At 65.3% G+C, this 25,953-nt stretch carries 25 protein-coding genes and 1 pseudogene; 15 read left to right on the plus strand and 11 right to left on the minus strand.

Annotation, left to right across the window (positions count from 1 at the left end):
* Positions 1 to 45 precede the first annotated feature (45 nt).
* Positions 46 to 930: a LysR family transcriptional regulator gene (locus tag ACUCV3_RS18685; protein WP_279730541.1), complete on the plus strand. Its 885-nt coding sequence runs from the start codon at positions 46 to 48 to the stop codon at positions 928 to 930.
* Between the two features lie 464 nt (positions 931 to 1,394).
* On the opposite strand, the gene thiS is transcribed toward ACUCV3_RS18685, so the two are convergent.
* Positions 1,395 to 2,423: a sulfur carrier protein ThiS gene (gene thiS, locus ACUCV3_RS18690; RefSeq protein WP_279730543.1), complete on the minus strand. Its 1,029-nt coding sequence runs from the start codon at positions 2,421 to 2,423 to the stop codon at positions 1,395 to 1,397.
* A 131-nt stretch (positions 2,424 to 2,554) separates the two neighbouring features.
* Here thiS and aroQ point away from each other — a divergent pair, with 131 nt between their 5' ends.
* From aroQ to ACUCV3_RS18715, 5 genes are all read left to right on the plus strand, one after another.
* Complete coding sequence (gene aroQ, locus ACUCV3_RS18695; protein ID WP_004210356.1) at positions 2,555 to 2,995, plus strand: type II 3-dehydroquinate dehydratase; 441 nt, start codon at positions 2,555 to 2,557, stop codon at positions 2,993 to 2,995.
* 83 nt (positions 2,996 to 3,078) lie between these two features.
* Positions 3,079 to 3,567, plus strand: a complete 489-nt coding sequence (accB, locus tag ACUCV3_RS18700; protein WP_010335658.1) for an acetyl-CoA carboxylase biotin carboxyl carrier protein — start codon at positions 3,079 to 3,081, stop codon at positions 3,565 to 3,567.
* Positions 3,568 to 3,579: 12 nt separating this feature from the next.
* A complete protein-coding gene (gene accC / locus ACUCV3_RS18705; protein ID WP_004210354.1) occupies positions 3,580 to 4,932 on the plus strand; it encodes an acetyl-CoA carboxylase biotin carboxylase subunit in 1,353 nt (450 codons plus the stop codon).
* Positions 4,929 to 5,273: an arsenate reductase family protein gene (locus ACUCV3_RS18710; protein WP_004210353.1), complete on the plus strand. Its 345-nt coding sequence runs from the start codon at positions 4,929 to 4,931 to the stop codon at positions 5,271 to 5,273. Before accC ends, ACUCV3_RS18710 begins: the two co-directional genes overlap by 4 nt.
* 84 nt (positions 5,274 to 5,357) lie before the next feature.
* Positions 5,358 to 6,107: a ParA family protein gene (locus ACUCV3_RS18715; protein ID WP_017500882.1), complete on the plus strand. Its 750-nt coding sequence runs from the start codon at positions 5,358 to 5,360 to the stop codon at positions 6,105 to 6,107.
* Between the two features lie 9 nt (positions 6,108 to 6,116).
* Here the strand turns inward: ACUCV3_RS18715 and ACUCV3_RS18720 are convergent, their stop codons facing one another.
* Positions 6,117 to 8,420 (minus strand): putative bifunctional diguanylate cyclase/phosphodiesterase, encoded by a 2,304-nt coding sequence (locus ACUCV3_RS18720; protein ID WP_037490941.1) that lies wholly within the window; start codon positions 8,418 to 8,420, stop codon positions 6,117 to 6,119.
* Positions 8,421 to 8,528: 108 nt separating this feature from the next.
* Positions 8,529 to 10,289 (minus strand): fatty acyl-AMP ligase, encoded by a 1,761-nt coding sequence (locus ACUCV3_RS18725; protein WP_037516124.1) that lies wholly within the window; start codon positions 10,287 to 10,289, stop codon positions 8,529 to 8,531.
* A 163-nt stretch (positions 10,290 to 10,452) separates the two neighbouring features.
* Between ACUCV3_RS18725 and ACUCV3_RS18730 the strand changes: the two genes are divergently transcribed.
* The 4 genes and pseudogenes from ACUCV3_RS18730 to ACUCV3_RS18745 all read left to right on the plus strand — a co-directional run.
* The gene (locus ACUCV3_RS18730; RefSeq protein ID WP_279730550.1) at positions 10,453 to 10,977 is read left to right on the plus strand and encodes a regulatory protein RecX; all 525 of its coding nucleotides are present in this window, start codon (positions 10,453 to 10,455) and stop codon (positions 10,975 to 10,977) included.
* Between the two features lie 48 nt (positions 10,978 to 11,025).
* Positions 11,026 to 11,583 (plus strand): DUF192 domain-containing protein, encoded by a 558-nt coding sequence (locus tag ACUCV3_RS18735; RefSeq protein ID WP_279730552.1) that lies wholly within the window; start codon positions 11,026 to 11,028, stop codon positions 11,581 to 11,583.
* A gap of 50 nt (positions 11,584 to 11,633) precedes the next feature.
* A complete protein-coding gene (locus ACUCV3_RS18740) occupies positions 11,634 to 12,032 on the plus strand; it encodes an NADH:ubiquinone oxidoreductase subunit NDUFA12 (protein WP_010335652.1) in 399 nt (132 codons plus the stop codon).
* Positions 12,033 to 12,274: 242 nt separating this feature from the next.
* Positions 12,275 to 12,445 (plus strand): annotated as a pseudogene (locus ACUCV3_RS18745) (DUF2155 domain-containing protein); the annotation flags it as partial.
* A gap of 35 nt (positions 12,446 to 12,480) precedes the next feature.
* Here ACUCV3_RS18745 and aat read toward each other — a convergent pair.
* Positions 12,481 to 13,233: a leucyl/phenylalanyl-tRNA--protein transferase gene (aat, locus tag ACUCV3_RS18750; RefSeq protein ID WP_279730554.1), complete on the minus strand. Its 753-nt coding sequence runs from the start codon at positions 13,231 to 13,233 to the stop codon at positions 12,481 to 12,483.
* Between the two features lie 81 nt (positions 13,234 to 13,314).
* On the opposite strand from aat, the gene ACUCV3_RS18755 reads away from it, so the two are divergent.
* Positions 13,315 to 14,616, plus strand: a complete 1,302-nt coding sequence (locus ACUCV3_RS18755; RefSeq protein WP_279730556.1) for a dipeptidase — start codon at positions 13,315 to 13,317, stop codon at positions 14,614 to 14,616.
* A 58-nt stretch (positions 14,617 to 14,674) separates the two neighbouring features.
* Here the strand turns inward: ACUCV3_RS18755 and ACUCV3_RS18760 are convergent, their stop codons facing one another.
* A complete protein-coding gene (locus ACUCV3_RS18760) occupies positions 14,675 to 15,712 on the minus strand; it encodes a S66 peptidase family protein (protein ID WP_279730558.1) in 1,038 nt (345 codons plus the stop codon).
* A complete protein-coding gene (locus ACUCV3_RS18765; protein WP_279730560.1) occupies positions 15,709 to 16,155 on the minus strand; it encodes a cupin domain-containing protein in 447 nt (148 codons plus the stop codon). The genes ACUCV3_RS18760 and ACUCV3_RS18765 overlap by 4 nt, the downstream gene beginning before the upstream one ends.
* Positions 16,156 to 16,208: 53 nt before the next feature.
* On the opposite strand from ACUCV3_RS18765, the gene dapE reads away from it, so the two are divergent.
* Complete coding sequence (dapE, locus tag ACUCV3_RS18770) at positions 16,209 to 17,351, plus strand: succinyl-diaminopimelate desuccinylase (protein WP_279776275.1); 1,143 nt, start codon at positions 16,209 to 16,211, stop codon at positions 17,349 to 17,351.
* Positions 17,352 to 17,827: 476 nt separating this feature from the next.
* On the opposite strand, the gene ACUCV3_RS18775 is transcribed toward dapE, so the two are convergent.
* The 5 genes from ACUCV3_RS18775 to secB all read right to left on the minus strand — a co-directional run bounded on the left by ACUCV3_RS18775 (position 17,828) and on the right by secB (position 23,239).
* The gene (locus ACUCV3_RS18775) at positions 17,828 to 19,069 is read right to left on the minus strand and encodes a dicarboxylate/amino acid:cation symporter (protein WP_482240968.1); all 1,242 of its coding nucleotides are present in this window, start codon (positions 19,067 to 19,069) and stop codon (positions 17,828 to 17,830) included.
* Positions 19,070 to 19,205: 136 nt separating this feature from the next.
* A complete protein-coding gene (locus ACUCV3_RS18780; RefSeq protein ID WP_010335644.1) occupies positions 19,206 to 19,856 on the minus strand; it encodes a DUF4136 domain-containing protein in 651 nt (216 codons plus the stop codon).
* Positions 19,857 to 20,066: 210 nt separating this feature from the next.
* Positions 20,067 to 21,071, minus strand: a complete 1,005-nt coding sequence (gene trpS, locus ACUCV3_RS18785) for a tryptophan--tRNA ligase (protein WP_004210335.1) — start codon at positions 21,069 to 21,071, stop codon at positions 20,067 to 20,069.
* A gap of 20 nt (positions 21,072 to 21,091) precedes the next feature.
* Complete coding sequence (murJ, locus tag ACUCV3_RS18790) at positions 21,092 to 22,666, minus strand: murein biosynthesis integral membrane protein MurJ (RefSeq protein ID WP_004210333.1); 1,575 nt, start codon at positions 22,664 to 22,666, stop codon at positions 21,092 to 21,094.
* A 69-nt stretch (positions 22,667 to 22,735) separates the two neighbouring features.
* Positions 22,736 to 23,239 carry a protein-export chaperone SecB gene (secB, locus tag ACUCV3_RS18795; RefSeq protein ID WP_099234505.1) on the minus strand — a complete coding sequence of 168 codons (504 nt, stop codon included), beginning with the start codon at positions 23,237 to 23,239 and terminating at the stop codon, positions 22,736 to 22,738.
* A 221-nt stretch (positions 23,240 to 23,460) separates the two neighbouring features.
* On the opposite strand from secB, the gene ACUCV3_RS18800 reads away from it, so the two are divergent.
* From ACUCV3_RS18800 to ACUCV3_RS18810, 3 genes are read left to right on the plus strand one after another with little or no spacing between them, the layout of a single operon-like run.
* Positions 23,461 to 24,117 (plus strand): Tim44/TimA family putative adaptor protein, encoded by a 657-nt coding sequence (locus ACUCV3_RS18800; RefSeq protein WP_125985631.1) that lies wholly within the window; start codon positions 23,461 to 23,463, stop codon positions 24,115 to 24,117.
* The gene (gene mltA, locus ACUCV3_RS18805) at positions 24,114 to 25,379 is read left to right on the plus strand and encodes a murein transglycosylase A (RefSeq protein ID WP_279729793.1); all 1,266 of its coding nucleotides are present in this window, start codon (positions 24,114 to 24,116) and stop codon (positions 25,377 to 25,379) included. Before ACUCV3_RS18800 ends, mltA begins: the two co-directional genes overlap by 4 nt.
* Before the next feature lie 9 nt (positions 25,380 to 25,388).
* Positions 25,389 to 25,922, plus strand: a complete 534-nt coding sequence (locus ACUCV3_RS18810; RefSeq protein ID WP_279729795.1) for a Smr/MutS family protein — start codon at positions 25,389 to 25,391, stop codon at positions 25,920 to 25,922.
* Positions 25,923 to 25,953 lie beyond the last annotated feature (31 nt).

A 25,953-nucleotide genomic window follows, 5' to 3' on the forward strand; every position in this document is an offset into this window, starting at 1 on the left:
ACCGATCAATACCAATGATTTGTTTTTTTCAGTTAAGCCCAAACAATGTCTATCAATCGCATCGCCTTCTACCATCTTGAAACCCTGCTCTGGATCGCGCGGCTGGGCACATTCGCGGCGGCGGCGGCGCGCCTCAACACCACCCAGCCGGCCATTTCCGCGCGGGTGCGCGAACTGGAAAGCCATCTGGGCACCGCGCTCTTCCGGCGCGAGGGGCGGACGATGGCACTTACCCCCGCCGGGCGCGAACTGGTGCGCGAGAGCGAACCGCTCTGGGCGCGTTTCCAGGGCGTGCTGATGGGGTGCAGCGACATATCCGGCGCGACCGGCATCATCCGCATCGGCGCAGGCGAGATTGCCGCCGCCAGCTGCCTGCCCGGCTTCGTCGCCCAGCTTGGCCGCGACCTGCCCCATGTCAGCCTGGAGGTCGACATCGCGCTCACCGCCGACCTCATCCAGCAGCTCGCCTCGGGCCATGCCGACCTCGCCTTCGCCGCCGGCCGCATCGCCCATCCGATGCTGCGCACCGCGCCGATCGGCAGCGTCGACCTGCTCTGGCTCGCCAGCCCCGCAACCGTCGCGACGATGGCAGACGTCCGCCCGCCAATCTGGTCGCTCACCAACCTCTCGCCACTCTACCGCATCATGAAGGACGCGATTGCCGCGTCAGACCTGGCCGACTGTCCGCTCAACCTGTGCAACAATGTCCGCACCATGATCGACATCGTGCTGGAAGGCGGCGGCATCGGCATCTTCCCTCGGCCGATGGCCCGCCAGCAACTGGCCGAAGGCCGACTGGTCCCGGTGCCCGGCGCCCCGCTCATGCCCCCGGTCGATTTCCACGTCGCCGTCCGCGCCGCCGAAGCCGACCCGCTGGTGCTCACCATCTTCGACCGGGCCAGCCGGCTGGAGTTGCGGGGTGAGGAATGAAGAACGAGGGATGGGGTCGCGGTCAACCTGATCGGTTAAATAATGGGCTTCCGCCCCTCCCTCACAACGTCATGCTGAACTTGTTTCAGCATCCATCCAGCCCAATAGTCCATTGGCCTGCTGGGACAAATGGACCCTGAAACAAGTTCAGGGTGACGATGCTGTTAGCGACAGATTCCGCCCCTCAACCGCGCTGTCCTACACGCGTTTCTTCTGATTTATTCTGAGGGATGGAACATCCGCCCCCAAGCAACCGGTCATGTGCCGTCTAGGCGTCGCTTCCCTGTCGCCCCAGTGTCGCCTCCGTGTCGCGTCGAACGCGCGCGATCGTGACCCGATTGTCGCGCGACTGTCGCTTCGCTGTCGCGTCGCGGGCGCATTCCCGGCGCATTGGCCCGGAATAACCCCCACGACACTGTGAACTTCGACTGTCGCGTCGAATCTCCGGCCGCGACGCCCTGGAATCAGATCAGGCCGGCAAGCGGGCTCGACGGGTCGGCATACATGCGCTTGCCCATGCGGCCGGCGCGATAGGCCATGCGGCCGGCCTCGACGCCCGCCTTCATCGCCGCCGCCATCAGCACCGGGTCCTTCGCCTCAGCAATGGCGGTGTTCATCAGCACCCCGGTGCAGCCCAGCTCCATCGCCTGCGCCGCTTCCGACGCGGTGCCCACGCCCGCATCGACCAGCACCGGCAGCTTGGTGCCTTCCACGATCAGGCGGATCGTCACCTTGTTCTGGATGCCCAGGCCCGACCCGATCGGCGCGCCCAGCGGCATGATCGCGACCGCGCCGGCATCCTCCAGCCGCTTGGCCGCGATCGGATCATCGACGCAATAGACCATCGGCTTGAAGCCTTCCTTGGCCAGCACCTCGGTCGCGCGCAGCGTTTCGACCATGTCGGGATAGAGGGTCCGCGCCTCGCCCAGCACTTCCAGCTTCACCAACTCCCAGCCGCCCGCCTCGCGCGCCAGGCGCAGGGTGCGGATCGCCTCCTCGCCGGTGAAGCAGCCAGCGGTATTGGGCAGATAGGTGACCTTCTTCGGGTCGATATAGTCGGTCAGCATCGGCGCGTTGGGATCGGAGACGTTGACGCGGCGCACCGCCACGGTGACGATCTCCGCGCCCGACGCGACCAGGGCGGCGGCATTCTGCTCGAAATTCTTGTATTTGCCGGTGCCCACGATCAGGCGCGAGCGGAAGGTCTTGCCCGCCACCGTCCAGCTGTCATCGTCAACGGCGGTCACATCGCCGCCGCCCCCCGCGACCGGATGGTCGCCACCACCAACAAAATGGACGATCTCCAGCTCGTCGCCGTCCTCGACCTTCACATCGGCCAGGGTCGAACGCGGCACCACTTCCAGATTGCGCTCCACCGCCACCTTCTCCGGCGCGAAACCCAACTCGCTCGCCAGCTCGGCCAGGGTCAGGCCGTCGCGGATGCGGCGATGCTCGCCATTGATATGGATGGAGATGGTGCCGTCGATGCTCACTACATTATCCCGTTCGTGGCTGGAAACGTGTCTCGACTTGGCGCGACACGAAGGGCTAAAGGTCAGCGCGCATATAGGGGCGGCGACGCCGCGCCCGCAACAGACAAGTCTCGACCGACTGGGGGATCGCCATGGCGGACACACGCAAAATCTATGTTCTCAACGGCCCGAACCTCAACATGCTCGGCACCCGCGAACCGGAAATCTATGGCTATGACACGCTGGACGACATTGCCGAGCGGATGGAGGATGCCGCCCACCGCGCCCATGTCGAAATCGACTTCCGCCAGTCCAATCATGAAGGCCATCTGGTCGACTGGGTGCAGGAGGCACATCGCGAGGGCGCCCATGCCATCATCATGAATCCCGGCGCCTATACCCACACGTCGATCGCGCTGCATGATGCGATCAAGAGCATCACCGTGCCGGTGATCGAGATCCACCTGTCCAACCCGCACACGCGCGAGGCCTTCCGCCACAAATCCTATGTCGGCATGGCCGCCAAGGGCACGATCGCGGGCTTTGGCGCCATGTCCTACATGCTGGCGCTCGAAGCAGCTCTGGAACTGTAGGACGCACAAAAGTTGCGCTTTGGCGCAAATGAGCATAGGCGCTGGCCGCCAGAACGCATTTTGAAAGACGACAAGGGTCAAGCATGAACGACAAGCATGACAAGGGCGCGATGCAGGTGGACGTCACCCTGGTGCGCGAACTGGCAGCTTTGCTGGACGACACCAACCTGACCGAGATCGAGGTCGAGGACGGCGATCGCAAGATTCGCGTGGCGCGCAAGATCGGTGGCGGCGCCCCCATCTTTGCAGCGCCCGGTGCCGTAGCGGCACCCGTCGCTGCCCCGGCTGCGGCACCGGCCGCTGCCCCCGCCGCGGCGGCCGAGCCCGCCCTGCCGGCCGGCAATGTGGTGAAGTCGCCGATCGTCGGCACCGCCTATCTTTCGGCAGAGCCGGGCGCAGCCCCCTTCGCGCGCGTCGGTGCGCAGGTGAAGGCCGGTGAAACCGTGCTGATCGTCGAGGCCATGAAGGTGATGAACGCGATTACCGCGCCCGTCGCCGGCACCGTCAAGGCCGTGCTGGTCGATAACGGCCAGCCGGTCGAATATGACCAGCCGCTGATCGTCATCGAATAAGGCCGCGATCCCATGGCCATCGAAAAACTGCTGATCGCCAACCGGGGCGAAATCGCGCTGCGCATCCACCGCGCCTGCCATGAAATGGGCATCAAGACGGTGGCGGTCCATTCGACCGCCGACGCCGATGCCATGCATGTGCGCCTCGCCGACGAGGCGATCTGCATCGGGCCGCCCGCCGCCAAGGACAGCTATCTCAACATCGCCGCGATCATCTCTGCAGCCGAGATCAGCGGCGCCGACGCGATCCATCCGGGCTATGGCTTCCTCAGCGAAAACGCCAAGTTCGCCGAGATCGTCGAGGCCCATGGTCTCGCCTTTGTCGGTCCCAAGCCCGAACATATCCGCACCATGGGCGACAAGATCGAGGCGAAGCGCACCGCTGGCGCGCTCGGCCTGCCGCTGGTGCCCGGTTCGGACGGCGCGGTCAGCGATGTCGAGGAAGCGCGCGCGATTGCCGATGCTGCCGGCTATCCGGTGATCATCAAGGCCGCGTCCGGCGGCGGCGGTCGCGGCATGAAGGTCTGCACCTCGCCCGACCAGCTCGAAACGCTGATGCAGCAGGCCGGTTCGGAAGCGAAGGCCGCGTTCGGCGACGCCACCGTCTATATCGAGAAATATCTCGGCAATCCGCGCCACATCGAAATCCAGGTGTTCGGTGACGGCAATGGCAACGCCATCCATCTTGGCGAACGCGACTGCTCGCTGCAGCGCCGTCACCAGAAGGTGCTGGAAGAAGCGCCCTCGCCCGTCCTGAGCCAGGCCGAGCGCGAACGGATCGGCGGCATCTGTGCCAAGGCGATGGCCGACATGGGCTATCGCGGCGCGGGCACCATCGAGTTCCTGTGGGAAAATGGTGAATTCTACTTCATCGAGATGAATACCCGCCTGCAGGTGGAACATCCCGTGACCGAGATGATCACCGGCCTCGACCTGGTGCGCGAACAGATCCGCGTTGCCGAAGGCAAGCCGCTGTCGGTGAACCAGGAAGATATCCGCTTCACCGGCCATGCGATCGAATGCCGCATCAACGCGGAAGATCCCAAGACCTTCGCGCCCTCGCCGGGCACCGTCACCAGCTATCATGTTCCGGGCGGCATGCACGTCCGCGTCGATAGCGGCCTGTATCAGGGCTATAAGGTGCCGCCTTACTACGACTCCATGATCGGCAAGCTGATCGTCTATGGCCGCACCCGCGAAGGCGCGATCATGCGTCTGCGCCGCGCGCTGGAGGAATATGTGATCGAAGGGATGAAGACCACCATCCCGCTGCACCAGGCGCTGCTGAAGGATCCCGAATTCCTCAACGGCGACTATACGATCAAGTGGCTCGAAGAGTGGCTTGCCCGTGAGGATGGCCAGTGAAGGCCACCATCTGGCACAATCCCAAATGCGGCACGTCGCGCAAGACACTGGCGATCCTTGAGGAAACGCCAGGCGTCGAGGTGGAGGTGGTCGAATATCTCAAGACCCCCTTCACCCGCGACAAGCTGGCCCAGCTGTTCGCCGACGCCGGGATGACCCCGGCCGAAGCGGTCCGCAAGATGGGCACCGATGCCGAGGAACGCGGCCTGTCGGACATGACGGCGGATGCGATCCTGGACGAGATGGCGGCCAATCCGGCCTATGTGAACCGCCCCTTCGTCGAAACCGAAAAGGGCGTGCGCTTCTGCCGCCCCCAGGACAAGGTTCTGGAAATCCTTTGAATATCAGCCGCTTGTCACGCCCATGTAACAAGCGGCTGATTTGAGCCCTTGCTTTGACGGGGGGAAGCCGTAGCTTCCTCTCCCATGGCAAAGGAACCGGCATTGGCGACCATCGCCGTCTACAGCCTCAAGGGGGGCGTTGGCAAAACCACCTTTTCGGTCAACCTCGCCTGGGCGTCGGCGAGCATATCGAAGCGGCGCACCCTGCTCTGGGATCTCGACCCGCAGGCGGCGTCGAGCTGGCTCCTCTCCACCGATCTTGAAAGCCGCGATGCGGCCCAGGCCATCTTCAGCAAGGATGTCGAGGTCCGCAAGCTGATCCAGCCCACCACCGTGCCGGGCCTGGACCTGATCGCCGCCGACACCTCGCTGCGCAGCCTCGACCATCTGTTCCGCGAGATGGACAAGAAGAAGCGGCTGGCCAAGCTGATCGACAGCCTGGGCAAGGATTATGACCGCATCATCCTCGATTGCCCGCCGGGCCTCACCGAAACCAGCGAGCAGGTGCTGCGCGCCGCCGACCTGATCGTCATCCCGGTCATCCCCTCCCCCCTGTCGCAGCGCGCGATGGGCGAGGTGGCACGCTATCTGGTCCAGCGCGGCGGCAATCATGCGCCGATCCTGCCGGTCTATTCGATGGTCGACCGCCGCCGCAGCCTGCATCGCAAGGCACTGGACGAACAGCCTGGCTGGGGCGCGATCCCGATGGCCAGCACGATCGAGCAAATGACGGTCCGTCGCAAGCCACTGGGCGCCTTCGCCCCCGCCTCGCCCCCGGCTCAGGCCTTCGGCGCGCTATGGACGATGGTCGAGCGGCAGGTTCAGCAGGGCTGAGGCCCTGCCTCAGCCAACGGCGCAGGCCTGCGCCGGCGGATCGGGGAACAGGCGCGCCGCATCCTGCGGCAGCATCGGCCGGCCATAATAATAGCCCTGCACCTTCTTGCAGCCCAGCCGGCGCACCATGTCCAGCTCGGTCGCGGTTTCCACCCCTTCCGCCGTGGTCGACATGCCCAGGCTTTCCGCCAGCGTCACCACCGCCCGGATGATCGCCAGATTCTCCGGCGTGTTATGCGCCGCGCCGACGACGAAGCTGCGATCGATCTTGATCGTGTTGAAACGGGTGCGGCTGAGATAGCCAAGCGAGGAATAGCCGGTGCCGAAATCGTCGAGCGACAATTGTATGCCCATCGCCTGCAACTGATCCAGCACGCGCAGCGCGCCGTCATCCTCATGCATGAACACGCTTTCGGTGACCTCCAGCTCCAGTCGCCGCGCATCGAGCCCGCTCTGCGCCAGCGCATTGATCACTGCGGAGATGAAGTTGGACTGGTGCAACTGTTCCGCCGATACGTTGACGGCAACCCTTATATGCGCGGGCCATCGCATCGCTTCGCGGCAGGCGGTGCGCAGCACCCATTCGCCGATCGGTCCGATCAGCCGTGCCTCCTCGGCCACCGGCACGAATTTCGACGGCGGGATCGGCCCCAGTTCGGGATGGGTCCAGCGCGCCAGCGCCTCGAACCCGGTGATCACGCCGGACGTCGCATCCACGACCGGCTGATAGAGAAGATGGAGCTGATCCTTCTCCAGCGCCTCGCGCAGCGCCTGCTCCAGCCGCTGCCGTTCCTCCGCCTTGGCATGCAACTGCGGCTCATAGGGGCAATGGACACCGCCGCCTTCGTCCTTGGCGCGATAAAGCGCCAGATCAGCGCTGCGGATGATCGATTCGGACTGATGCCCATCGATAGGCGAGACGGCCGAGCCGACCGACGCCCCGACATGCAGCACATGCTGATCGATCTGATAGGGGGCCGACAGGGCGTCGATGATCGCGATCGACAGGCGCGCCACCGCCCGGTCGTCGTCGATCCGCGCAATCACCACGCCAAATTCGTCGCCACCGATGCGACCGCAAAATCCGGCACCGCCACAGACATGGCGCAGACGCTGCGCCACCTGGCTGAGCAGCTGGTCGCCGACCTGATGGCCCAGGCTGTCATTGATCGCCTTGAACCGGTCGAGATCGAGCATCAGGAACGCGCAGCCGGGCCGGCGATTGCCGGTGTCTGCCATCGCCTGATCCAGCGCATCGCGCAGATGGGCGCGGTTGGGCAGGCCGGTAAGCGTGTCGAACCGCGCCAACTGGGCGATCTTGTCGGCCGATTCCCGCTGGATGGTGATGTCCGACCCGACACCGCGAAAGCCCTGGAAATTGCCATTGTCATCATAGCGGGGCGAGGCCGACAGTTCGAGCCAGCGCGTGCGCCCCTGCACATCGACGGGCAACGCCAGATTGCTGAAGCTTTCCCGCCGCTTGAGATGATCCGCCAGGCTATGCAGGCTGGAGGCGAAGCGGCCGCTTTCCCATCCGGCGCCGGCCAGAACCTGGACCAGCGGCGCCCCTTCCAGCGCCTGCGGCGTCATGCCGACGCTTTCGGCGAAACGCTGGGATACGCCGCTGATCCGGCGCAGCGCATCGGTCTGCCACAGCCAGTCGGATGCGCCCTGCTCATATTCGCGCAGCAACAGGCTGACGACTTCGGTCTGCTCGGCCAGCTGGACCGTGGTGCTGTGCTGGCGCGCGAAGGTGCGGGCATAGATGAGGCAACCGACCAGCAGCGACAGTGCATAGCTGGTGGCGAGCGCCCGCAGCGGTAACAGGGTTTCGCCGTCGAACATCGCCGACAGGCCGACGATGCAGGGCACCAGGAAAGCGATCGCGGCCAGCGGCGTCGCCGCATAGCTGATTGCGCCGCACACCATGATGCAGCTGATGAGGGTCCAGAGCGCCACGAGATGCTCAGCCCCCTCTCCCCTCGAAAAAAGCGTCATGCAGGCCGCCCAGACCAGGCCGTGCAGCAGGCCGGTCAGGGCATGGCGGCGCAGGTCGCGCGCCTGCGGCACGCCGCCGGCACCGATCTTCCGGCGATGGATCAACAGGGCACTGATAGCAACGGCACCGATCAGCGCGACGCTCCAGCCGATCATGACGGTCGCCGAAACATGGCTGCCAAACACGCGCCAGAGGAACAGCAGGCCGAACACGTTCATCGCCAGACGCAGCAGCGCGACGCTATCTGCCGACTGCAACTGGGCAGTCAGGACGCGCATATCGGCTTCATCGACGAGGCGTGCGAGCCCCATCATCGCCCTTAGCGAGCCCCGTCCCTGTCGGTCGGTTTCGGATTGCCCTTGCTCGATACCCACATGCCCGGCCTAGCAGGCAATGGTTATCAATCGGTATGCGTCGCCCGATCAGGCAGCGATATCGTAAGGACGGATCTCGCCGGTCAGATAGAGGTTGCGTGCCTTGGACCGGCTGAGCTTGCCGGAGCTGGTGCGCGGCAGGGTGCGCGGCGGCACCAGTTCGACGACGCAGTTCATGCCGGTGATGGCGCGAACCCGCTCGCGAATCTGGTCGCGCAGACGCGAACGCTCCTCATTGTCGGAGGTGCGGCAATGGACCAGCACCGCCGGCGCTTCCTCGCCGCCCGGCGTGGTGATCGCGAAGGCGGCAATATCGCCCTGCTTGAAGCCCGGCAGCTGCTCCACGGCCCATTCGATATCCTGGGGCCAGTGATTTTTGCCGTTGATGATGATCATGTCCTTGGCGCGACCGACAATGTAGAGATAGCCATCGGACAGATAGCCCATGTCGCCCGTGTCCAGCCAGCCATCCGCCATGCAGGCCTCGGTCGCTTCGGGATCCCGGAAATAGCCGACCATCAGCGAGGGGCCGGTGGTCCAGACCTTGCCGATCTGGCGCTCGTTCATCAGGCCGCCATCCTCGTCGCGGATCTCGACGATCATGTCCTTGGCGGGCTTGCCGCAATTGACGATCGAGCGGAAACGCTGCGGACGGCCTTCCGGTGCGGCACCGCCCGACAGGTCGGTTTCCTCCACCAGTTCGACGATGATGCCTTCGCCCGGCGGCATGATAGTGACCGCCAGGGTCGCTTCGGCCAGGCCATAGCTCGGCAGGAACGCCTTGGGGCTGAAGCCGGCATCGCCAAACGCATCGACGAAGCTCTGCATCACGTCGGGGCGAATCATGTCGGCACCGTTGCCGGCCAGTCGCCAGCGCGACAGGTCGAAACGGTCGGCCGCCTTGGTCTGGCTCGACATGCGACGCGCGCAGATGTCGTAGCCGAAGGTCGGCGAGTAACTGATCGAGGTGCCTTCATTGCGGCTGATCAGGTCCAGCCAGGCCAGCGGGCGGCGGGCGAAATCCTCTGTCTTCATATAGTCCGTCGACACCTGATTGGCGACGACCGACAGGAAGCAGCCAACCAGGCCCATGTCATGATACCAGGGCAGCCAGCTGATGCAGCGATCGCTTTCCTGCACTTCCATGCCATGGCTATGCGCCGACAGGTTGGACAGCAGCGCATGGTGCGTCACGGCGACACCATGGGGGAAGCGGGTCGAACCGCTCGAATATTGCAGATAGGCGATTTCCTCGCCCTTGGCCTGCGGCAGGTCGCAGGGGACCGCGTCGCGGGCGATGAAATCCTCGAAGGCGATGCTCTCGACCGACTTCTGCCGACCGGATTCGCCCGCCATGTCCTCCAGTTCCTTGGGGAAGAGGAACAGCATCGGGTCACAGCTCGACAACTGGACATTGAGCTGGTCGATATAGCTTTCCTTGCCGCCAAAGCTGGTCGGCAGCGGCAGCGGCACCGGCCAGGCGCCGGCATAGACGATGCCGAAGAACAGCATGGCAAAGTCGGCGCCGGTTTCGGCGACGAGGGCGACGCGGTCCTCGGGTTTCACGCCATGGGCGATCAGGCGATGGGCACAGGCGATCGCGTCCTCGCGCAGTTCGCTGAACGGATAGGGCCGCGCCAGATTGCCGCGCGCATCATGGAAATTGAGACCGCGCTTGCCCTGCGCCGCATAATCCAACGCTTCGCCCAACGTCTCGAAATCGGAGAAGCGGCGCGGAAGAACATCGTTGGTCGGCGTAGGTGCCATCATAATCTGCGAACCCGTCATATTGGTGTCACCCAATGTCATATCTGTCATATTCCGGCGGCCGCTATCAGTTTTGACGTCGACTTGCACCGGATAGTTTCAATCCAGCCTGTGCTTCTAGACCATAAGGCGCGGTAAAATTCCGGCCCGACTGTGGCATAAAGATGGCGCTTAGCGCATGATGGCGCACAATGCACGACCGGTCATGACCAGCAAACGCCCGCCCCCACCCCTGGACGAAGACGCCTTGCGCGAATTGGCGCTGCGCTATGTCGGCCGGTTCGCGACCAGCCGCGGCAAGCTGCTCGCCTATCTTGCACGCAAATTGCGCGAGCGCGGATGGGGCGGGGAAGCGCCGGCCGATCCCGAAGCGCTGGTCGCCCGCTTTGCAGAACTTGGCTATGTCGACGACAGCGGCTTTGCCCTGATGAAGAGCGCGGCGCTCGGCCGACGCGGCTACGGCGCCCGCCGCGTCACCGAAACGCTGCGCGCCGCCGGCATAGAGGAGGCCGATCGCGGCGCCGCCGATGCCCAGGCACAGGCCGATCGCTGGGCGGCAGCTGACCGATTCGCGCGACGCAAGCGGATCGGCCCCTATGCGATGCAGGCGCCCGATCCCAAGCGGCGGGAGAAGGCGATCGCCGCCTTCCTGCGCGCCGGCCACGACTATGCCCTGGCCCGGCGCTGGGTCGACGCAGCACCCGGCGACTTCCCCGAAGCGGAGGATTGAGGGTTAACCCTCTCCCGCACCTCCCCGAAACCCGCTAGGCAGGATCGCATGATCTTTACCCGACTGCTTCTCGCCGCCGCCCTGCCCGCACTGCTCCTGGCCTGCTCTGCCAAGCCCGATGCCGGCGCCGATGCCGCAAATGACAGCGGCAATGTTCAGGCCGCCGCACCGCAGGGCGCGCTGCTTCCCCTCGTCATCCACACGGCGAAGGGGGTACATCGCTTCAACGTGGAAGTCGCCCGGACCGAGGCGGAGCAGGAACAGGGGCTGATGTTCCGCAAGGCGCTGGATGCCGACAAGGGCATGCTGTTCCCGATGGAGCCGCCGCGCACCGCCAGCTTCTGGATGAAGAACACGATCATCCCGCTCGACATGCTGTTCATCCATACGGACGGCACGATCGCCTTCATCGGCGCCAATGTCGCACCCTATTCGCGCGAGCCTGTGTCCGCCGGCGTGCCGGTGATAGCGGTGCTGGAACTGCGCGGCGGCCGCGCCGCGGAACTGGGGATCAAGGAAGGCGACCGCCTATCCTGGGGCAAATGCGCAACAACCGACGGCAAGAGCGCGATCGACCTCGATTTCTGTCCGACAACCGCCCGTTAGGGCCATATCGTCCTTGCCCACGTCAATCCCAGCGGCTAAGCGCATCGGCCATGGGTATCCTGGCAAACATCTTCACCTGGTGGAATGGCGCCACCTTCGGCACCTGGCTCTTCACGGCTCGCAAGGGCACGAAAGTGGGCGAGGACCATCAGGGCAATGTCTATTATGAAGGCGGCGTCGATCCGAACGGCCTGACGCGCCGCTGGGTGATGTATAACGGCGCCAATGATTCGAGCCGCGTGCCGGCCGAATGGCATGGCTGGCTGCATCACTCGATCGAGGGCACGCCTGAAAGCTTCCTGCCGCCGCCGCGCATCTGGGAAAAGGAATTCACCCCCAACGCGACCGGCACCGCCAACGCCTATCGTCCCTCGGGCGCGCTCGAAAAGGGCGGCAAGCGCCAGAAGGCGACCGGCGATTACGAGGCATGGAGCCCCGACGCGGCATGATTCGGCGTCCGGCGGGGGGATTCCCGCCGATCCTGCTTGGCGCGCCGCTTCTGGGCTGCGCGTTGCTGGCGGCCTGCGGTCGCAATGATGCGCCAGAGGCGAATCAGAGCGGCCCGGTGAAGATCGAGGGCCAGCCTATCCGCAACGCGGACGAGGCCAGCCTGTCCGGTACGCCGATGGCCGAGCGCACCGCCGTCATAGGCCTGCTCAACAAGCGCAACGGCCTGACCCGCGACCTGACGATGAAGCCCGGCGAGGCGCTGCGTGTCGGCGACGCCATCGTCCGCCTGCAGGCATGCGAGACCACGGCTCCGTGGGAAAATGTGCAGGAAACGGGCGCCTTCGTGCAGCTGGACGTGCGCAGCAGTTCCGACGGCAAGTGGCGTCGCAATTTCTCCGGCTGGCTGTTCCGCGAACGGCCCGACCGCAATGTCGTCCAGCACCCGGTCTATGACGTCTGGGTCAAGAGCTGCACGATGGATTGGCCCGAAAGCGGTCCTGCCACGGTCAAGCTGGGCGACAAGGGCAAGGTGCCCGCTGCCGCATCGCCGGCCAGCGGCGCAAACGCCAGTTCGGCCGCTGCGCCCGAACCGGCCGACAGCACCGCGTCGCCCGCTCCCAGCGGCACGTCGCCGACGGCAACGCCCAACAACTGAAGATAGTCGCGCTGGCTGATTTCCTGCGCGCCCATGCTGCGCAGATGATCGGTCATGAACTGGCAATCGAGCAGGCTGAAGCCGCCAAAGCGCATCCGCGCCACCAGCCAGGCCAGCGCCACCTTTGACGCATCGGTGCGGCGCGACACCATGGACTCGCCGAAAAAGGCACCACCCAGCGCCACGCCATAGAGGCCGCCGACCAGTTCATCCCCGTCCCAGCATTCGATCGAATGGGCAAAACCCAGTTCGTGGAGATGGCGATAGGCGCGCTCGATCGGGCCATTGATCCAGGTCGATGGACGATCGGGCGCGGCTTCCGCACATAGGGCGACGATGCCGGCAAAGGCGCGGTTGGCGGTGACGCGAAACCTGTCCTGCCGGATCGTCTTTGACAGCGAACGTGACAGGTGAAGGCCATCGAGCGGCAGGATCGCCCGCCTTTTGGGCTCGACCCAATAGACATCGTCGGCCTGCCGGTCATCGGACATCGGGAACACGCCGATGGCATAGGCCTGCAGCAGCAACAGCGGATCGATCGTCATCGATTCAAGGGTCTAGCCAATGTCGCACCCGCCCGCCAGCCGCGATTGACTTGATCCGTCGCCCCCCTAGTCTCCCGCGCCATGACATCCCTCCGCCTCGCAGCCCTGTCGCTGCTCCTCGCCACCGTCGCTCTCCCCTTCGCCGCCTCGGCCGCGCCCGCATCCGATCCCTATGCCGCGCGAATCGCCAAGGTGCTGAAGGCCACGCCGCTGATCGACGGCCATAATGACTGGCCCGAAGCGATGGCCGGCAAGGCCGGGGACGCCCGCTGGACCATGCCGCTCGACCGGCTCGATCCCAGCCAATATCATACCGACATCACCCGCCTGCGTGCCGGGCAGATGGGCGGGCAATTCTGGTCCGTCTGGGTGTCGGCCGATCTGCCCGAACTGCAGCAGGTGAAGGACACGGTCGAGCAGATCGAACTGGTCCACAGCCTCGCCCGCCGCTACCCGCAGGACTTCACCCTCGCCACCACCGCTGCCGAGGTCCGTGCCGCGCACAAGGCCGGACGGATCGCGTCGATGATCGGGGTCGAAGGCGGCGGCCAGATCGACGGCAGCCTGGCCGTGCTGCGCGCCTATCATGACCTTGGCGCCGGCTATCTGACGCTGACCCACAGCCGGACCATCGCCTGGGCCGACAGCGCCACCGACAATCCGCAGCATGACGGCCTCACCCCGTTCGGCGAGGCGGTGGTGCATGAACTCAACCGCCTGGGCATGCTGGTCGACCTCGCCCATGTCAGCGAAGGCGTGATGCTGGACGCACTGAAGATCAGCAAGGCACCAGTCATCTTCTCCCATTCCAGCGCGCGCGCCCTGTGCAACACACCGCGCAACGTGTCCGACGCGATCCTGCAGCAGGTCGCGGCCAATGGCGGCGTGGTCATGGTCAATTTCGCGCCGCAATATGTGTCGGAGGCCCGCCGGGTCTGGAGCGCGGCGCGCAGCGCGGAAATGGCCCGCTATAACGCCCCGCCCTTTGGCGGCCTTTATATCGGTGATCCCGAGGGCGCGAAGAAGGCGCTGGCGGAATGGGAAAAGGCCAATCCCGAACCGGTCGTCACCCTGTCGATGGTCGCCGACCATATCGACCATATCGCCAAGGTTGCGGGCGTCGACCATGTCGGCATCGGCAGCGATTTCGACGGCGTGGGATCGCTGCCCCAGGGGCTGGGCAGCGTCGCCACCTATCCCGCGCTGCTGGCCGAACTGATGCGCCGCGGCTGGAGCGATGCCGACATCGCCAAGCTGGCCGGCGAGAATGTGCTGCGCGTCATGGCGGCGGCCGAGAAGGTTGCAGAGGGGATGAAAGGCGAGCCGATCGGCAATGGCACCGTCGCCTCGCTGGACGGCACCAAGCCCGCAACAAAGGAATAGAGCCTGATTCACGCCATCGCTGGAAGCGCGGAGCGCTTCCAGCTCAAACGATCAGGCTCTAACTGACAGCCGGCTCCAACAACCGGATCGTACCCGCGTCCGCGTCGATTTCGGCGCGGGCGCCGACCGGCAGGCTGAACTGGTTGGCGATATGGCCGAACAGCGCGCCCTGGAAAGCGGGGATGCCGAGCGGCGCCAGATGCTGCTGCAGCACTTCCGACAGGGTGAAGCCGCCATAGGACACGCCGGTGGCCGTGCAGCTGGTGCATTGGCCGAAAATGAAGCCGGCGAGCTTTGGCAATATGCCCGCCAGCGACAATTGGGTCAGCATCCGGTCAATGCGATATTCCGCCTCGTTGGTTTCCTCCACGAACAGGATCGCGCCGGTGAAATCGGGCAACCAGGGTGTGCCCATCAACGCCGTCAGCACGGTGAGATTGCCACCCAGCAACCGCCCGCTCGCCTTGCCGCTGCCAAAGGTGCGGATGCGGCCGCTGCGCGGCACCAGCCTATCCTCCGTCCCCACCGGATTGACATAGGTCGGCGTCGCCCCGTCAAACGCCACCGCGCGGAAGCTGTCCCAGCTGAGCTTTCCCCAGCCGCTGGCGGCATTGGGGCCGTGGATGGTGGTGAAGCCGGCGCGGGCCGCGAAGGCCAGGTGCAGCGCCGTGATATCGGAAAAGCCGGTCAACAGCTTGGGATTGGCGCGGATCGTCTTGAAGTCGAGATAGGGCAGCATGCGCGCGCAGCCCCAGCCGCCGCGCACCGCAAACACCGCCTTCACCTCCGGGTCGGCATACATGGCGTTGATGTCGGCGGCGCGGTCGGCATCCTTGCCCGCCAGATAGCCATAGCGCTCGACCAGATGCGGCGCGGCCTTGGGCTTCAGCCCCATCGCCCGGATCGTCTCCTTGACCAGGTCCAGGTCGAAGGCGTCATCGGTAAAGCCCGCCGGCTCCACCAGACCGACCACATCCCCTTCACGCAGGCGCGGCGGCCGGATCAGCCCGCCCGGTGCCGCTGTAGAAACCGAAGGAATGCCCGCCGCGACCACAGCACCACTTATTCCGGCCAACAACCCACGACGATCCATCATGCAAAAACGCTCCCATCCTTGTGGCGATAGACCCCACCTGACAGGTGCAGATCGATATCGGGATAATGGCAATCACTGACAGACGGACGGCCAAAGGCAAGAAAGACGCAGTCCGCGTCACTTTCGTTGCGCAGATGATGGCCATCCGCCACGCCCTTGGGGAAGGCCGCCATGTCGCCCGCGACCATCGGCGTGCGCCGCGCCTCCTCGACCAGCACCGCCTCGCCCGACAGCATGACGACAAATTCGTCCTCGCCCTCATGCCAGTGGCGTTGCGAGGAGGCCGCGCCGGGTTTCAGCACGACATGGCTGACGCCGAAATCGCCAAGACCCGTCGCCGGGGCCAGCCGGCGATAGTAGCGACCGGCGACCGCCTGTGCATGGTCGCCCGGATAACCGGTGGCATTGCTCTGGGGAATGGCGACGAGATCGATCTTCGGCATGGCCCCTCTCCTCTGCGCTGGCCAAGAAAGACGGCTTTCGCTAACGCTGCCCCATGACCAAGACCAGCACCAATCATGACGCCCTGGCCCTGACCGAGCGCCTGCTCGCCTGCCCCTCCGTCACCCCGGCCGTCGGCGATGTCTTCGCCGAGCTGGAAGCGATGCTGGTTCCGCTGGGTTTCACCGTAGACCGTTTCGTCAGCGGCGTCGCGCCCGACGGCCCGGTCGAAAATCTGCTCGCCTGGCGCACCACAGGCGCCGGCCCGCATTTCGCCTTTGCCGGCCATCTCGACGTCGTCCCGCCCGGCCATGGCTGGGCCAGCGATCCTTTCACCCCGGTGGTGCGCGGCGACCTGCTCTATGGCCGCGGCGCAGTCGACATGAAGGGCGCGATCGCCGCCTTCGTCGCGGCGCTGCACGAATTGCCCGACAGCCTGCCCGGCACGATCAGCCTGATCATCACCGGCGACGAGGAAGGCCCGGCCACCTATGGCACGCTGGCGCTGATGGACCGGATGGTCGCCCATGGGCTGCACCCCGACATGTGCCTCGTCGGCGAACCGACCTCCTCGGCCCGGCTGGGCGACGTGGTGAAGATCGGCCGGCGCGGCTCGGTCAACATGTGGATCAAGGTGGCGGGCACGCAGGGCCATGTCGCCTATCCCCACCTGGCCGACAATCCGATCCCGGCGCTGGTCCGCATCCTGGCCAAGATCGACGCGGAGGTGCTGGACGAGGGCACCGACTGGTTCCAGCCCAGCAATATCGAGATCACCGACCTGGAAGTCGGCAACCCGGCGCATAATGTCATCCCGGCGGCGGCAACCGCGCGCATCTCGATCCGCTTCAACGACCAGCATAGCGGCGCGTCGCTGATCGATCGGATCAGCGCGATCGCGGCGAGCGAGGGCGGCAGCGTGGAGGCCAAGATCAGCGGCGAGCCCTTCCTGACGCAGCCGGGCACGCTGTCCACCCTGATCAGCGATGCGATCCGCGACGTGACGGGCCTCGACACCGAATTGTCGACCACCGGCGGCACGTCGGACGCGCGCTTCCTCTCGCGCCTCTGCCCGGTCGCCGAATTCGGCCTCAACAATGCGACGATGCACAAGCTGGACGAGGCCGTCGCGATCGCCGACCTGCACGACCTGACCCGCATTTACCGGCTGATCACGGAGCGGGCGTTGCGCGGCTGAAACCGGTTTACGACGCGACAGTCCGAAGTTCACAGTGTCGTGAGGCTGTTTTGGGCCATTTGCGCCTGAAACGCCACGCCAACGCGTCTGTGACGCGACAGTTGAGCGCCACGGACGCGACACCAGGGTCATGCTGACGCACCATTGACGCTACGATGAAACGACAGTGAAGCGACAGCCACGCGCCAGCGGCGCATCGGCCGATGCCGGATCAGGAAGCGTTGGCCTCTGCATCCGACAGGATAGATCATAAAAGCCCGCAGTAGGACAATCTGTCCGATGTCATGATGGGGTGGAAAGCAGACTGTCCGAAAATCCTCCCCAAGCTTGCTTGGGGAGGGGGACCGCCGAAGGCGGTGGAGGGGCAATAGCGTTGCGCTTGCGCCATTTCCCCTCCGTCAGCGCTTCGCGCTGCCACCTCCCCAAGCAAGCTTGGGGAGGAACTAGGTACGTCAGATTCTGGTCGTTAGCAGCCATCAATCCCTGATGCCCGTTCCGCTTCCCAAGCGATCTATGATATGGGTGACGCCCATGTCGGCGGTGACATTGCCGACGGTGCGGAAAATGTCCGGCACGGTTTCGACAGCCAGCAGCAGCGGCAGCGCCTCGACCGGGACGCCCATGGCGAGGCAGATCGGGCCGGTGGTGGTGAAGAAGGTGATCTGGCTCGGCAGGCCGACGGCCGCCAGACTGACGATCGCGGCGACCACAACGCCCAGCATGATCTGCACCGGGCCGAGCGCTACCCCGTTCATCGCCGCCACATAGAGGGCAACGCCGAGATTGGCCGGCGGGCTGGTGATACGGAACAGCGAGATGGCGAGCGGCAGGACGATCGACCGGGTGCTTTCGCGTATTTCGAGCGGCCCGTCGCTGGCCGCAATCATCGCCGGCAACGAGGCGATCGAGCTTTGCGTCGAAAAGGCGATGAGTTGGGCCGGCAAGGCCGCACGGGCGAAGCGGCCGGGCGCAATCCGGCCAAGCAGGATCACCAACGGATAGACCAGCGCCGTCACAGCCAGACAAATGAGGACGATGAAGCCGATATAGTGGAGCAGCGCACCGGCAGTCGCGAGACCGGCGCGGCTGCCCGCGACCAGCGCCAGCGCAAAGACGCCGACCGGCGCGAGCCAGAGCACCCAGCCGACCATGACCAGCAATGTGTCCACCAGCGCGGCGAGAAAGCCGGTCAGGGCGATACGCCGATCCTCTGCTACACGGGTCACGGCAAAACCGAAAACCAGGGCGAACAGGACGACGGCGACCACCTGCCCTTCCGCCGCACTATGGATCGGGTTGGCCGGGATGAAACCGAGCAGCCATTCGGCCGAGGGGCGTATGCCGGGCACGTCCGTCGCCGGGCCGGCACCAGCGAGCGCGCCAACGGCGCCGGCCGGGACCGGCCAGAGCTGGAGCAGCAGAGGGCCAAGCAATGCGGCGACGCTGGCCGAGCCAAGCAGCAGCAGGGCGAAGAGAAGGAGGGTGCGTGCCGCCGTGCCGCTGGTCCGCGCGGTGGTCGCGGCAGAGGCCACGCCCGTGACCAACAGGGCGAAGATCAGCGGGATGAGCGGCATCTGAAGCCCGTTCAGCCAGGCCTTGCCGACCGGCTGCGCGATATCAACCACCGCCGCGTCGAGCTCGCCGCCATATTCGGACAAGGCGATACCCGCCACCAGCCCCGCGACCAGCGCGATCAATATCCGTATCGTCAACGACATGCCCGTCCCCCGCATCTTGACGGCATCGCTCCCCTTCCTGCCAGCCTAAGATGTTGCAGGCAAAAAGAAAGCCCGGCGATCGCAGGGATCGCCGGGCAATTTTGGTCTGGCTGGGAGCCGACCGTATCTTGACTGCTCAGCCCTTCTTTTCGGGCGGCAGGGTGATCTTCACATCCTCGCCATTCTGGCCGGGGAAATTGGTGAACATCGCGTCGATCAGGTTCGGCACCAGATAGGTCAGCTTGTTGGACAGCGACTGAGCACTGGCCTTGCCCTCGAACAGGCGCAGATTATCGGCCGCACGATCGATCTTCATGCTGAGGTCGCTGGTGTAGACGGTGTAGCTCGACACATCGTTATACATGCCGGCACCGCCGAACAGCCAGGGATCATAAAAGCCATAGCCCCAAGGGCGGCCCCAGCGGCCATAGCCCCAGCCGCCGCCGAAATAGGGGCTAGGGCCGAAACCACCGGTCGAGCGCACACGCTCACGGCCATTGTCGACATCATAGGCGACACGCACGATGAGGTCGGCCTTGGCCGGATCGCCAGCGGCGACATAGCCGGTCTGGGTCAGGCGTTGCCCGACCATCTGGGCATAATGGGAAAATTCGAGCCCACCGGCGAGCTTGGGATCGTCGGCGACGATCGTGTAGCTCTGCCCTGCGGGTGCGGGGAGCTGCTGGAAACGGGCGACGTCCGCCTTGAACGACGTGGCGCAGCCGGACAGGGCCACCAACGCCAGCGCGGGCGCTGCGAAAAGGCCGATCTTGCTGAAAGCTTTCATTTTTTCGCGTCCTGAATCAGGCGGATGCCTGTTAGTCTTCTTGCGCCCTGCTCTAGCAAAACGCAACTGAACATCGTTTGAACGCACCAACCCGTCGATTGGACGCAAGCCATGTCCGGTCAATGAAGGGACGGAGCGGCAGCGCCCATTCCGTATGCCTGCCACAGGGAATGGATTCTTTCCCCGCCCCCTGTGGCATCAGGGCATCACTCAGCGCATCAGGCCCATGGCGTCATAGGCCGCGCGCAGGGTCGGTTCGGCTGCCGCCGCCGCCTTGGCCGCGCCCTTGTCGAGGATCGCATCGAGCGCGGCATCGTCGGTGCGCAGTTCCACGAAACGCTCGCGCATCGGCCGCAGCGTTTCGACCAGCAACTCGCCCAGCGCCGGCTTGAACGCGCCGAAGCCCTTGCCGGCGAACTGCGCGCAGACGGCGTCAGGCGTGCTGTTCGACAGGGTGGCGTAGATGCCGATCAGGTTGGTCGCTTCCGGACGACCGGCCAGGCCTTCCGCCGTTTCGGGCAGCGGTTCGGGATCGGTTTTGGCCTTCTTCACCTTGGTCATGATCGCATCATCCTCGTCGGTGAGGTTGATGCGGCTCAGGTCCGAGGGGTCGGACTTGGACATTTTCGCCGTGCCGTCGCGCAGCGACATGATGCGAGCAGATTCCTTGGGGATGATCGGGGCCGGCAGGGTGAAGACATCGACGCCGAAATCGGTGTTGAACTTGGTGGCGATGTCGCGCGACAGCTCGAGATGCTGCTTCTGGTCCTCGCCCACGGGGACATGGGTCGCCTGATAGAGCAGGATGTCGGCCGCCTGCAGCACCGGATAGACGAACAGGCCGACCGACGCGCCCTCGCGGTCCTTGCCTGCCTTGTCCTTGAACTGGGTCATGCGGTTGAGCCAGCCGATGCGCGCGGTGCCATTCAGGAGCCAGGCGAGTTCGGCATGGGCCGGCACGCGCGCCTGGTTGAAGAGGACCGAGCGATCGGGATCGATGCCCGATGCGACCAGGGCGGCGGCCATGTCGCGTACGTTGCGGATGCGCTGCTCGCGCCCTTCATGCACGGTGATCGAGTGCATGTCGGCAAGGAAGAAGAAGCACTGGCTGCCTTCATCCATCTCGTCCTGCATCTTCACCCAGTTGCGGATCGCGCCAAGGTAGTTGCCAAGGTGCAGATTGCCGGTGGGCTGGATGCCGGAAAGGACGCGCATACTCTAATCCATTCTGTTGGTTATGGGGTGCCTCGCCGCCGCATCAGCGCCTTGAGGTCGGATAGGCGATAGGCGCCGGTGACGAAGCAAGCCAGCCCGTACAGCGCGACGCCCGCGCCGACAAGCAGGGCAAGCCCGATATAGCGGCTGACCATCGGGCCCGAGAGCATCGGATCGAGCAGATCCTCGCCCGCCCAGAGCGCCAGCCCCATCACCACCGCCGCCACGGCAAGGCGTGGGATACGGCGGCGCAGTTGCGGGTCTGCCGTGAAATGGCCGCGGGCGACCAGCGTGCGATAAAGCATCGCGACATTGACGGTCGAGGACAGGGCAGTGGCGAGCGGCGGGCCGATATGGCCAAGCGTGGGGATCATCGCGAGATTGCCGACGATATTGATGGCGATCGACAGCATCGCATAGCGCACCGGCGTCTTCGTATCGCCGCGCGCATAGTAACCCGGCGTCAGCACCTTCACGAGCACATAGCTGGGCAGGCCGATCGAGAAGGCAGAGAGCGCCCAGCCGCAGCGCATCGCATCCTCCGCGCTGAAGCGGCCATATTGGAACAGGCCGCGCACGATCGGTTCGGCCACGGTGATGAAGGCGACGGTCGCAGGCAAGGTCAGGAACAGGGCCAGTTCGATGCCCCGGTTCTGCGTTTCCATCGCCGCCTGATCCTCGCCCTTCGACAACATGCGCGAAATGGTGGGCAGGAGGATGGTGCCCAGACCGATGCCGATCAGGCCGAGCGGCAACTGATTCAACCGGTCGGCATAATAGATATAGGTGATCGAGCCCGAGGCGAGCAGCCAGCCCGACAGCGCCGTGGAGATCAAGAGGTTGATCTGCGACGCGCCGGCGCCGGCAGCGGCCGGCACGATCAGGCGCAGCAGCTCGCGCACATCGGCGTCGAGGCGCGGACGCTTCAATTTCATCGAGACCCCGGCCCGCTTGCAGGCCCAGATCAGCCAGAGCAGCTGCAGCGCGCCGCCAACCGTGACCGACATAGCCTGCACCCGCGCGGTCTCATATTCGTCGGCGCCGTGGAAGAACCACAGACCCGCGATCATCGCGACGTTGAGCAGGATCGGCGCGGCCGCATTGACCCAGAATTTGTCGAGCGAGTTCAATATACCGCCCAGCAAAGAAGCCAGGCTGATCAACGCCAGATAGGGAATGGTGATGCGCGACAAGGTGACGGCGAAGGCGAACTGATCCGGCGTCGGATTCTGGCGCGAAAAGCCGCCAGACAGCGCCCAGGTGATCGGCCAGGCCGCCGCCAGCAGGACGATCGTGAACAGGATCAGCACCGGCAGCAGCACGGCCAGCGCCCGCTCTGCGAAATGATAGCCGTCCGCCATGCCGCCCGGCCCGGCCGCCTTCTTGTTGAACAGCGGAATGAAGGCGGCGGAAAAGGCGCCCTCGGCAAAGAGCGCGCGAAACATGTTGGGCAGGCGGAAGGCGACGCCGTTGAAGGCGTCCGACGCGAAGCCGGCGCCGACATAACGAGCCGCGAGCGAATCGCGCACCAGCGCCAGAACCCGGCTGGCGAGCGTCAGCCCGCCGACCGAGCCAAGGGCCTTCACCAATTTCATGCGGCGGCCCTCCATGCCGTTCGGGCTTCGACAGGCTCAGCCCGAACGGGAATCAGGAGCATGATGCAATCAGGCGTGGCCGGCGGGTTCGCCTGCGGTCGCCTGCATCTGTTCAGCCTGCTGCAGGTAGAGCGCACCGAAATCGATCGGATCGAGCAGCAGCGGCGGGAAGCCGCCGTCGCGGATCGCGTCGGCCAGCACGCGGCGGGCAAAGGGGAAGACGAGGCGCGGCGCTTCGGCCAGCATGAAGGGCTGGATCTGGTCCTCGGGCACGTTGCGCATGCCGAACAGCGCGGCATAGACGAGTTCGACGGCAAAGGCGGTGCCCTGCGGCGCGACGGCCTTCACTTCGATCTTCAGGGCGATTTCCAGCACTTCGTCACCGACGCGGTCGGCACCGATGTTGAACTGGACGTCGATCTGCGGCTGGTCCTGCCACTGATAGACGGCCGGGGCGTTCGGATTTTCGAACGACAGATCCTTCACATATTGGCTGATCAGCGCAATCTGCGGCGCGGTGTCGGCGCCATTGCCGGTCACGTTGGTCTGGATGGTGTCGGCTTCGTCGGCCATTGTCCTCAAATCCTTGCTGATCGTTCGTTGCTCGAAGGGCCGGAACGGCCCGCGATATCGATCCGCGCGCTTAGCAGTGGCGAAAGATCAGGGCAATGCCGCCCGACAGGAAGCAACGTCGACCAATTGCTGCGCATTACAGGGCAAGCCGATATTTGAAGTATCGTGCAAACATGCCTATGTTGATGGAACATCATCCCGAACAAAGGGTATTTGCCTCCGTGTACGTGATCGTCATCCTCGCCATGATTGCCGGCTTCCTGGCACTGCGGCTCTATTCCGTTCTTGGAAAGCGGACGGGCCATGAGCAGGAGCCTGCGCTGCGTCCGGCGGAGGAACGCGCCAAGGTGGGCGGATTACAGCCCCGCCCGATGCCGGAAGCGACGGGCGATTCGGTTCGTCTGGCCGAAGGCCTCATTACCCCGACTGGCGAAGCAGGCGTCCGTGCGCTGATCAGTGCCGATCGCAGCTTCGACGTGCCCCAATTCGTCGAGGGCGCCAAGAGCGCCTACAAGATGGTGCTGGAAGCCTTCTGGCGCGGTGATCGCGACGAACTGGCCTGGCTGTGCGATGCCGAAGTGCTCGGCTCCTTCGAGGAAGCGATCGCGGCGCGCGAAGCGGAGGGCCATGTGCTCGACAATCGCCTGGTGCGGATCGAGAAGGCACAGATCGTCGATGCCAGCGTCAATGGCCGCATCGCCGAAGTTTCGCTGCGGTTCGAGGCGGACATTGCCGCCGTCACCCGCGACAAGGACGGCAATGTCATCGCCGGGTCGCTGACCGACGCGGTTGGCACCAACGACATCTGGACCTTCACCCGCGACATCCGCAGCGCGGATCCCAACTGGAAGCTCAGCGAAACCGACGAGGCGGCGTGAGCCTGCGTCATTCGGGGGGAGCGCTGCTTGCGGCGCTGATGCTGTCCGCCTGCGCGGGTGGCGTCATTCCGCCATCGGCCGGCGGCCCTGCGCCAAGCCGGCCGAGCAATGGCGGCGAAGGCGCGACCCGGCCGGTTCCGGCCACGCCCCGCCCCACCCTGCCGCCGAAATTGCCGAACGTATCGCCGGGCGACCTGTCGACGGATCAAGCCAATGCCGCCGGCCTGGGCGTCACGCCCGGCCCCGACATTGCCAGCCTGATCCCGTCCGGCGAGCGCGCCCGCGCCGCCCTGCAGGCCTTCCGCATTTCCTGTCCGACGCTGATGAAGCGCACGGACCAGAGCGGCCTGACGCGCGGATCAGACTGGAACAGCGCCTGCAGCGCGGCGTCGAGCTGGCCCGAAGCCACCGCTGCCGAGTTTTTCTCCCGCTATTTCGAGGCGGTGCAGGTGGGCGAGGGCAAGGCCTTCGTCACCGGCTATTATGAGCCGGAAATCGCCGGGTCGCGCACCCGCCAGCCCGGCTATCAGGTGCCGATCTATCGCCGCCCGGCGGAACTGATCGACGTCAACCTCGGCCTGTTCAGCGACAGCCTGAAGGGTCGCACCATCCGCGGCAAGGTGCAGGGCAGCAATTTCGTGCCATTCGACGAGCGATCGCAGATCGTCGATGGATCGCTCTCCGGGCGCGGGCTGGAACTGGCCTGGGCGGCCGACCCGGTCGAATTCTTCTTCCTGCAGGTCCAGGGCAGTGGTCGGCTAACCCTGGCCGACGGCGGCGTGATGCGCATCGGCTATGATGGGCAGAATGGGCGCGACTATACCGGCATCGGCAAGCTGATGAAGGATCGTGGCCTGATCCAGGCCGGATCGATGCAGGACATCATGCAATATCTGCGCGCCCACCCCGCCGAGGGCGCGGCGATCATGAACGAGAATAAGAGCTTCGTCTTCTTCCGTGAATTGACCGGCGCAGGACCGATCGGCGCGCTGGGCGTACCGGTGACGGCCGAGGCAACGGTGGCGGCCGATCCCAAATATATTCCGCTGGGCGCCCCTGTCCTGCTGTCGCTCGACCGGGCCGAACCCAATGGCATCTGGATCGCCCAGGATACCGGCGGCGCGATCAAGGGCGCCAACCGGTTCGACAGCTTCTGGGGCGCGGGCGACCGCGCGCGCGGCATTGCCGGCGGCATGTCCGCTCGGGGAAGCGCGCTGATATTGCTGCCGATCGGGTCCGCCGCACGGCTGGCGCGCCCGTGATCGCGCGCCATGCGACGCCGGACCCTATCTTCTGAAGAGCAGGCGCTCTGGGGCGCATTGACGCGCTCGGTCCGGCCGTTGCGGCCGGGGCTGATGCGCCCGCCCTTGCCCGTGGTCGCTCCGGCGCAGATCCCGGAAACAAGGTTAACGCCGCAGCCTGCCAAGGCGGTGCCGATCACCCCCGCCCGCACGCCAGCGGCCGTGCTCGACACTGGCTGGGAAAAGCGAATCCGTAGCGGCAACATCGCCCCCGACATGTCGATCGACCTGCACGGCCATAATCTGGCCGGCGCCCATGTCAGGCTTAATCAGGCGCTGGCGGCGGCGATTGCCCGTGATGTCCGCGTGCTGCTGGTCGTGACCGGCAAGCCGCCAAAAGCCAGCAGGCACGGGGATTCGAGCCGGCGCGGCGCGATCCGGGGCGAGATCGGTCACTGGCTGGAGACCAGCCCCTATGCCGATCGCATCGCCAGCGTGCGCATCGCCCATCCCCGCCATGGCGGCGACGGCGCCATCTACCTGATCCTGCGCCGCAAAAAATGACGCAATTTGCGCAGCCACTGACCTTTTCTTA

This window comes from Sphingobium sp. VMM, from assembly GCF_056790315.1.

What these genes read in the sequence shown, in the direction of transcription:
- ACUCV3_RS18685 (WP_279730541.1), top strand. Translation starts at nt 46, where the DNA reads ATGTCTATCAATCGCATCGCCTTCTACCATCTTGAAACCCTGCTCTGG.
- aroQ (WP_004210356.1), top strand. Translation starts at nt 2,555, where the DNA reads ATGGCGGACACACGCAAAATCTATGTTCTCAACGGCCCGAACCTCAAC.
- accB (WP_010335658.1), top strand. Translation starts at nt 3,079, where the DNA reads ATGAACGACAAGCATGACAAGGGCGCGATGCAGGTGGACGTCACCCTG.
- accC (WP_004210354.1), top strand. Translation starts at nt 3,580, where the DNA reads ATGGCCATCGAAAAACTGCTGATCGCCAACCGGGGCGAAATCGCGCTG.
- ACUCV3_RS18715 (WP_017500882.1), top strand. Translation starts at nt 5,358, where the DNA reads ATGGCAAAGGAACCGGCATTGGCGACCATCGCCGTCTACAGCCTCAAG.
- ACUCV3_RS18720 (WP_037490941.1), bottom strand. Translation starts at nt 8,420, where the DNA reads ATGATGGGGCTCGCACGCCTCGTCGATGAAGCCGATATGCGCGTCCTG.
- ACUCV3_RS18725 (WP_037516124.1), bottom strand. Translation starts at nt 10,289, where the DNA reads ATGACATTGGGTGACACCAATATGACGGGTTCGCAGATTATGATGGCA.
- ACUCV3_RS18730 (WP_279730550.1), top strand. Translation starts at nt 10,453, where the DNA reads ATGACCAGCAAACGCCCGCCCCCACCCCTGGACGAAGACGCCTTGCGC.
- ACUCV3_RS18735 (WP_279730552.1), top strand. Translation starts at nt 11,026, where the DNA reads ATGATCTTTACCCGACTGCTTCTCGCCGCCGCCCTGCCCGCACTGCTC.
- ACUCV3_RS18740 (WP_010335652.1), top strand. Translation starts at nt 11,634, where the DNA reads ATGGGTATCCTGGCAAACATCTTCACCTGGTGGAATGGCGCCACCTTC.
- aat (WP_279730554.1), bottom strand. Translation starts at nt 13,233, where the DNA reads ATGACGATCGATCCGCTGTTGCTGCTGCAGGCCTATGCCATCGGCGTG.
- ACUCV3_RS18755 (WP_279730556.1), top strand. Translation starts at nt 13,315, where the DNA reads ATGACATCCCTCCGCCTCGCAGCCCTGTCGCTGCTCCTCGCCACCGTC.
- ACUCV3_RS18760 (WP_279730558.1), bottom strand. Translation starts at nt 15,712, where the DNA reads ATGATGGATCGTCGTGGGTTGTTGGCCGGAATAAGTGGTGCTGTGGTC.
- ACUCV3_RS18765 (WP_279730560.1), bottom strand. Translation starts at nt 16,155, where the DNA reads ATGCCGAAGATCGATCTCGTCGCCATTCCCCAGAGCAATGCCACCGGT.
- dapE (WP_279776275.1), top strand. Translation starts at nt 16,209, where the DNA reads ATGACCAAGACCAGCACCAATCATGACGCCCTGGCCCTGACCGAGCGC.
- ACUCV3_RS18775 (WP_482240968.1), bottom strand. Translation starts at nt 19,069, where the DNA reads ATGTCGTTGACGATACGGATATTGATCGCGCTGGTCGCGGGGCTGGTG.
- ACUCV3_RS18780 (WP_010335644.1), bottom strand. Translation starts at nt 19,856, where the DNA reads ATGAAAGCTTTCAGCAAGATCGGCCTTTTCGCAGCGCCCGCGCTGGCG.
- trpS (WP_004210335.1), bottom strand. Translation starts at nt 21,071, where the DNA reads ATGCGCGTCCTTTCCGGCATCCAGCCCACCGGCAATCTGCACCTTGGC.
- murJ (WP_004210333.1), bottom strand. Translation starts at nt 22,666, where the DNA reads ATGAAATTGGTGAAGGCCCTTGGCTCGGTCGGCGGGCTGACGCTCGCC.
- secB (WP_099234505.1), bottom strand. Translation starts at nt 23,239, where the DNA reads ATGGCCGACGAAGCCGACACCATCCAGACCAACGTGACCGGCAATGGC.
- ACUCV3_RS18810 (WP_279729795.1), top strand. Translation starts at nt 25,389, where the DNA reads ATGCGACGCCGGACCCTATCTTCTGAAGAGCAGGCGCTCTGGGGCGCA.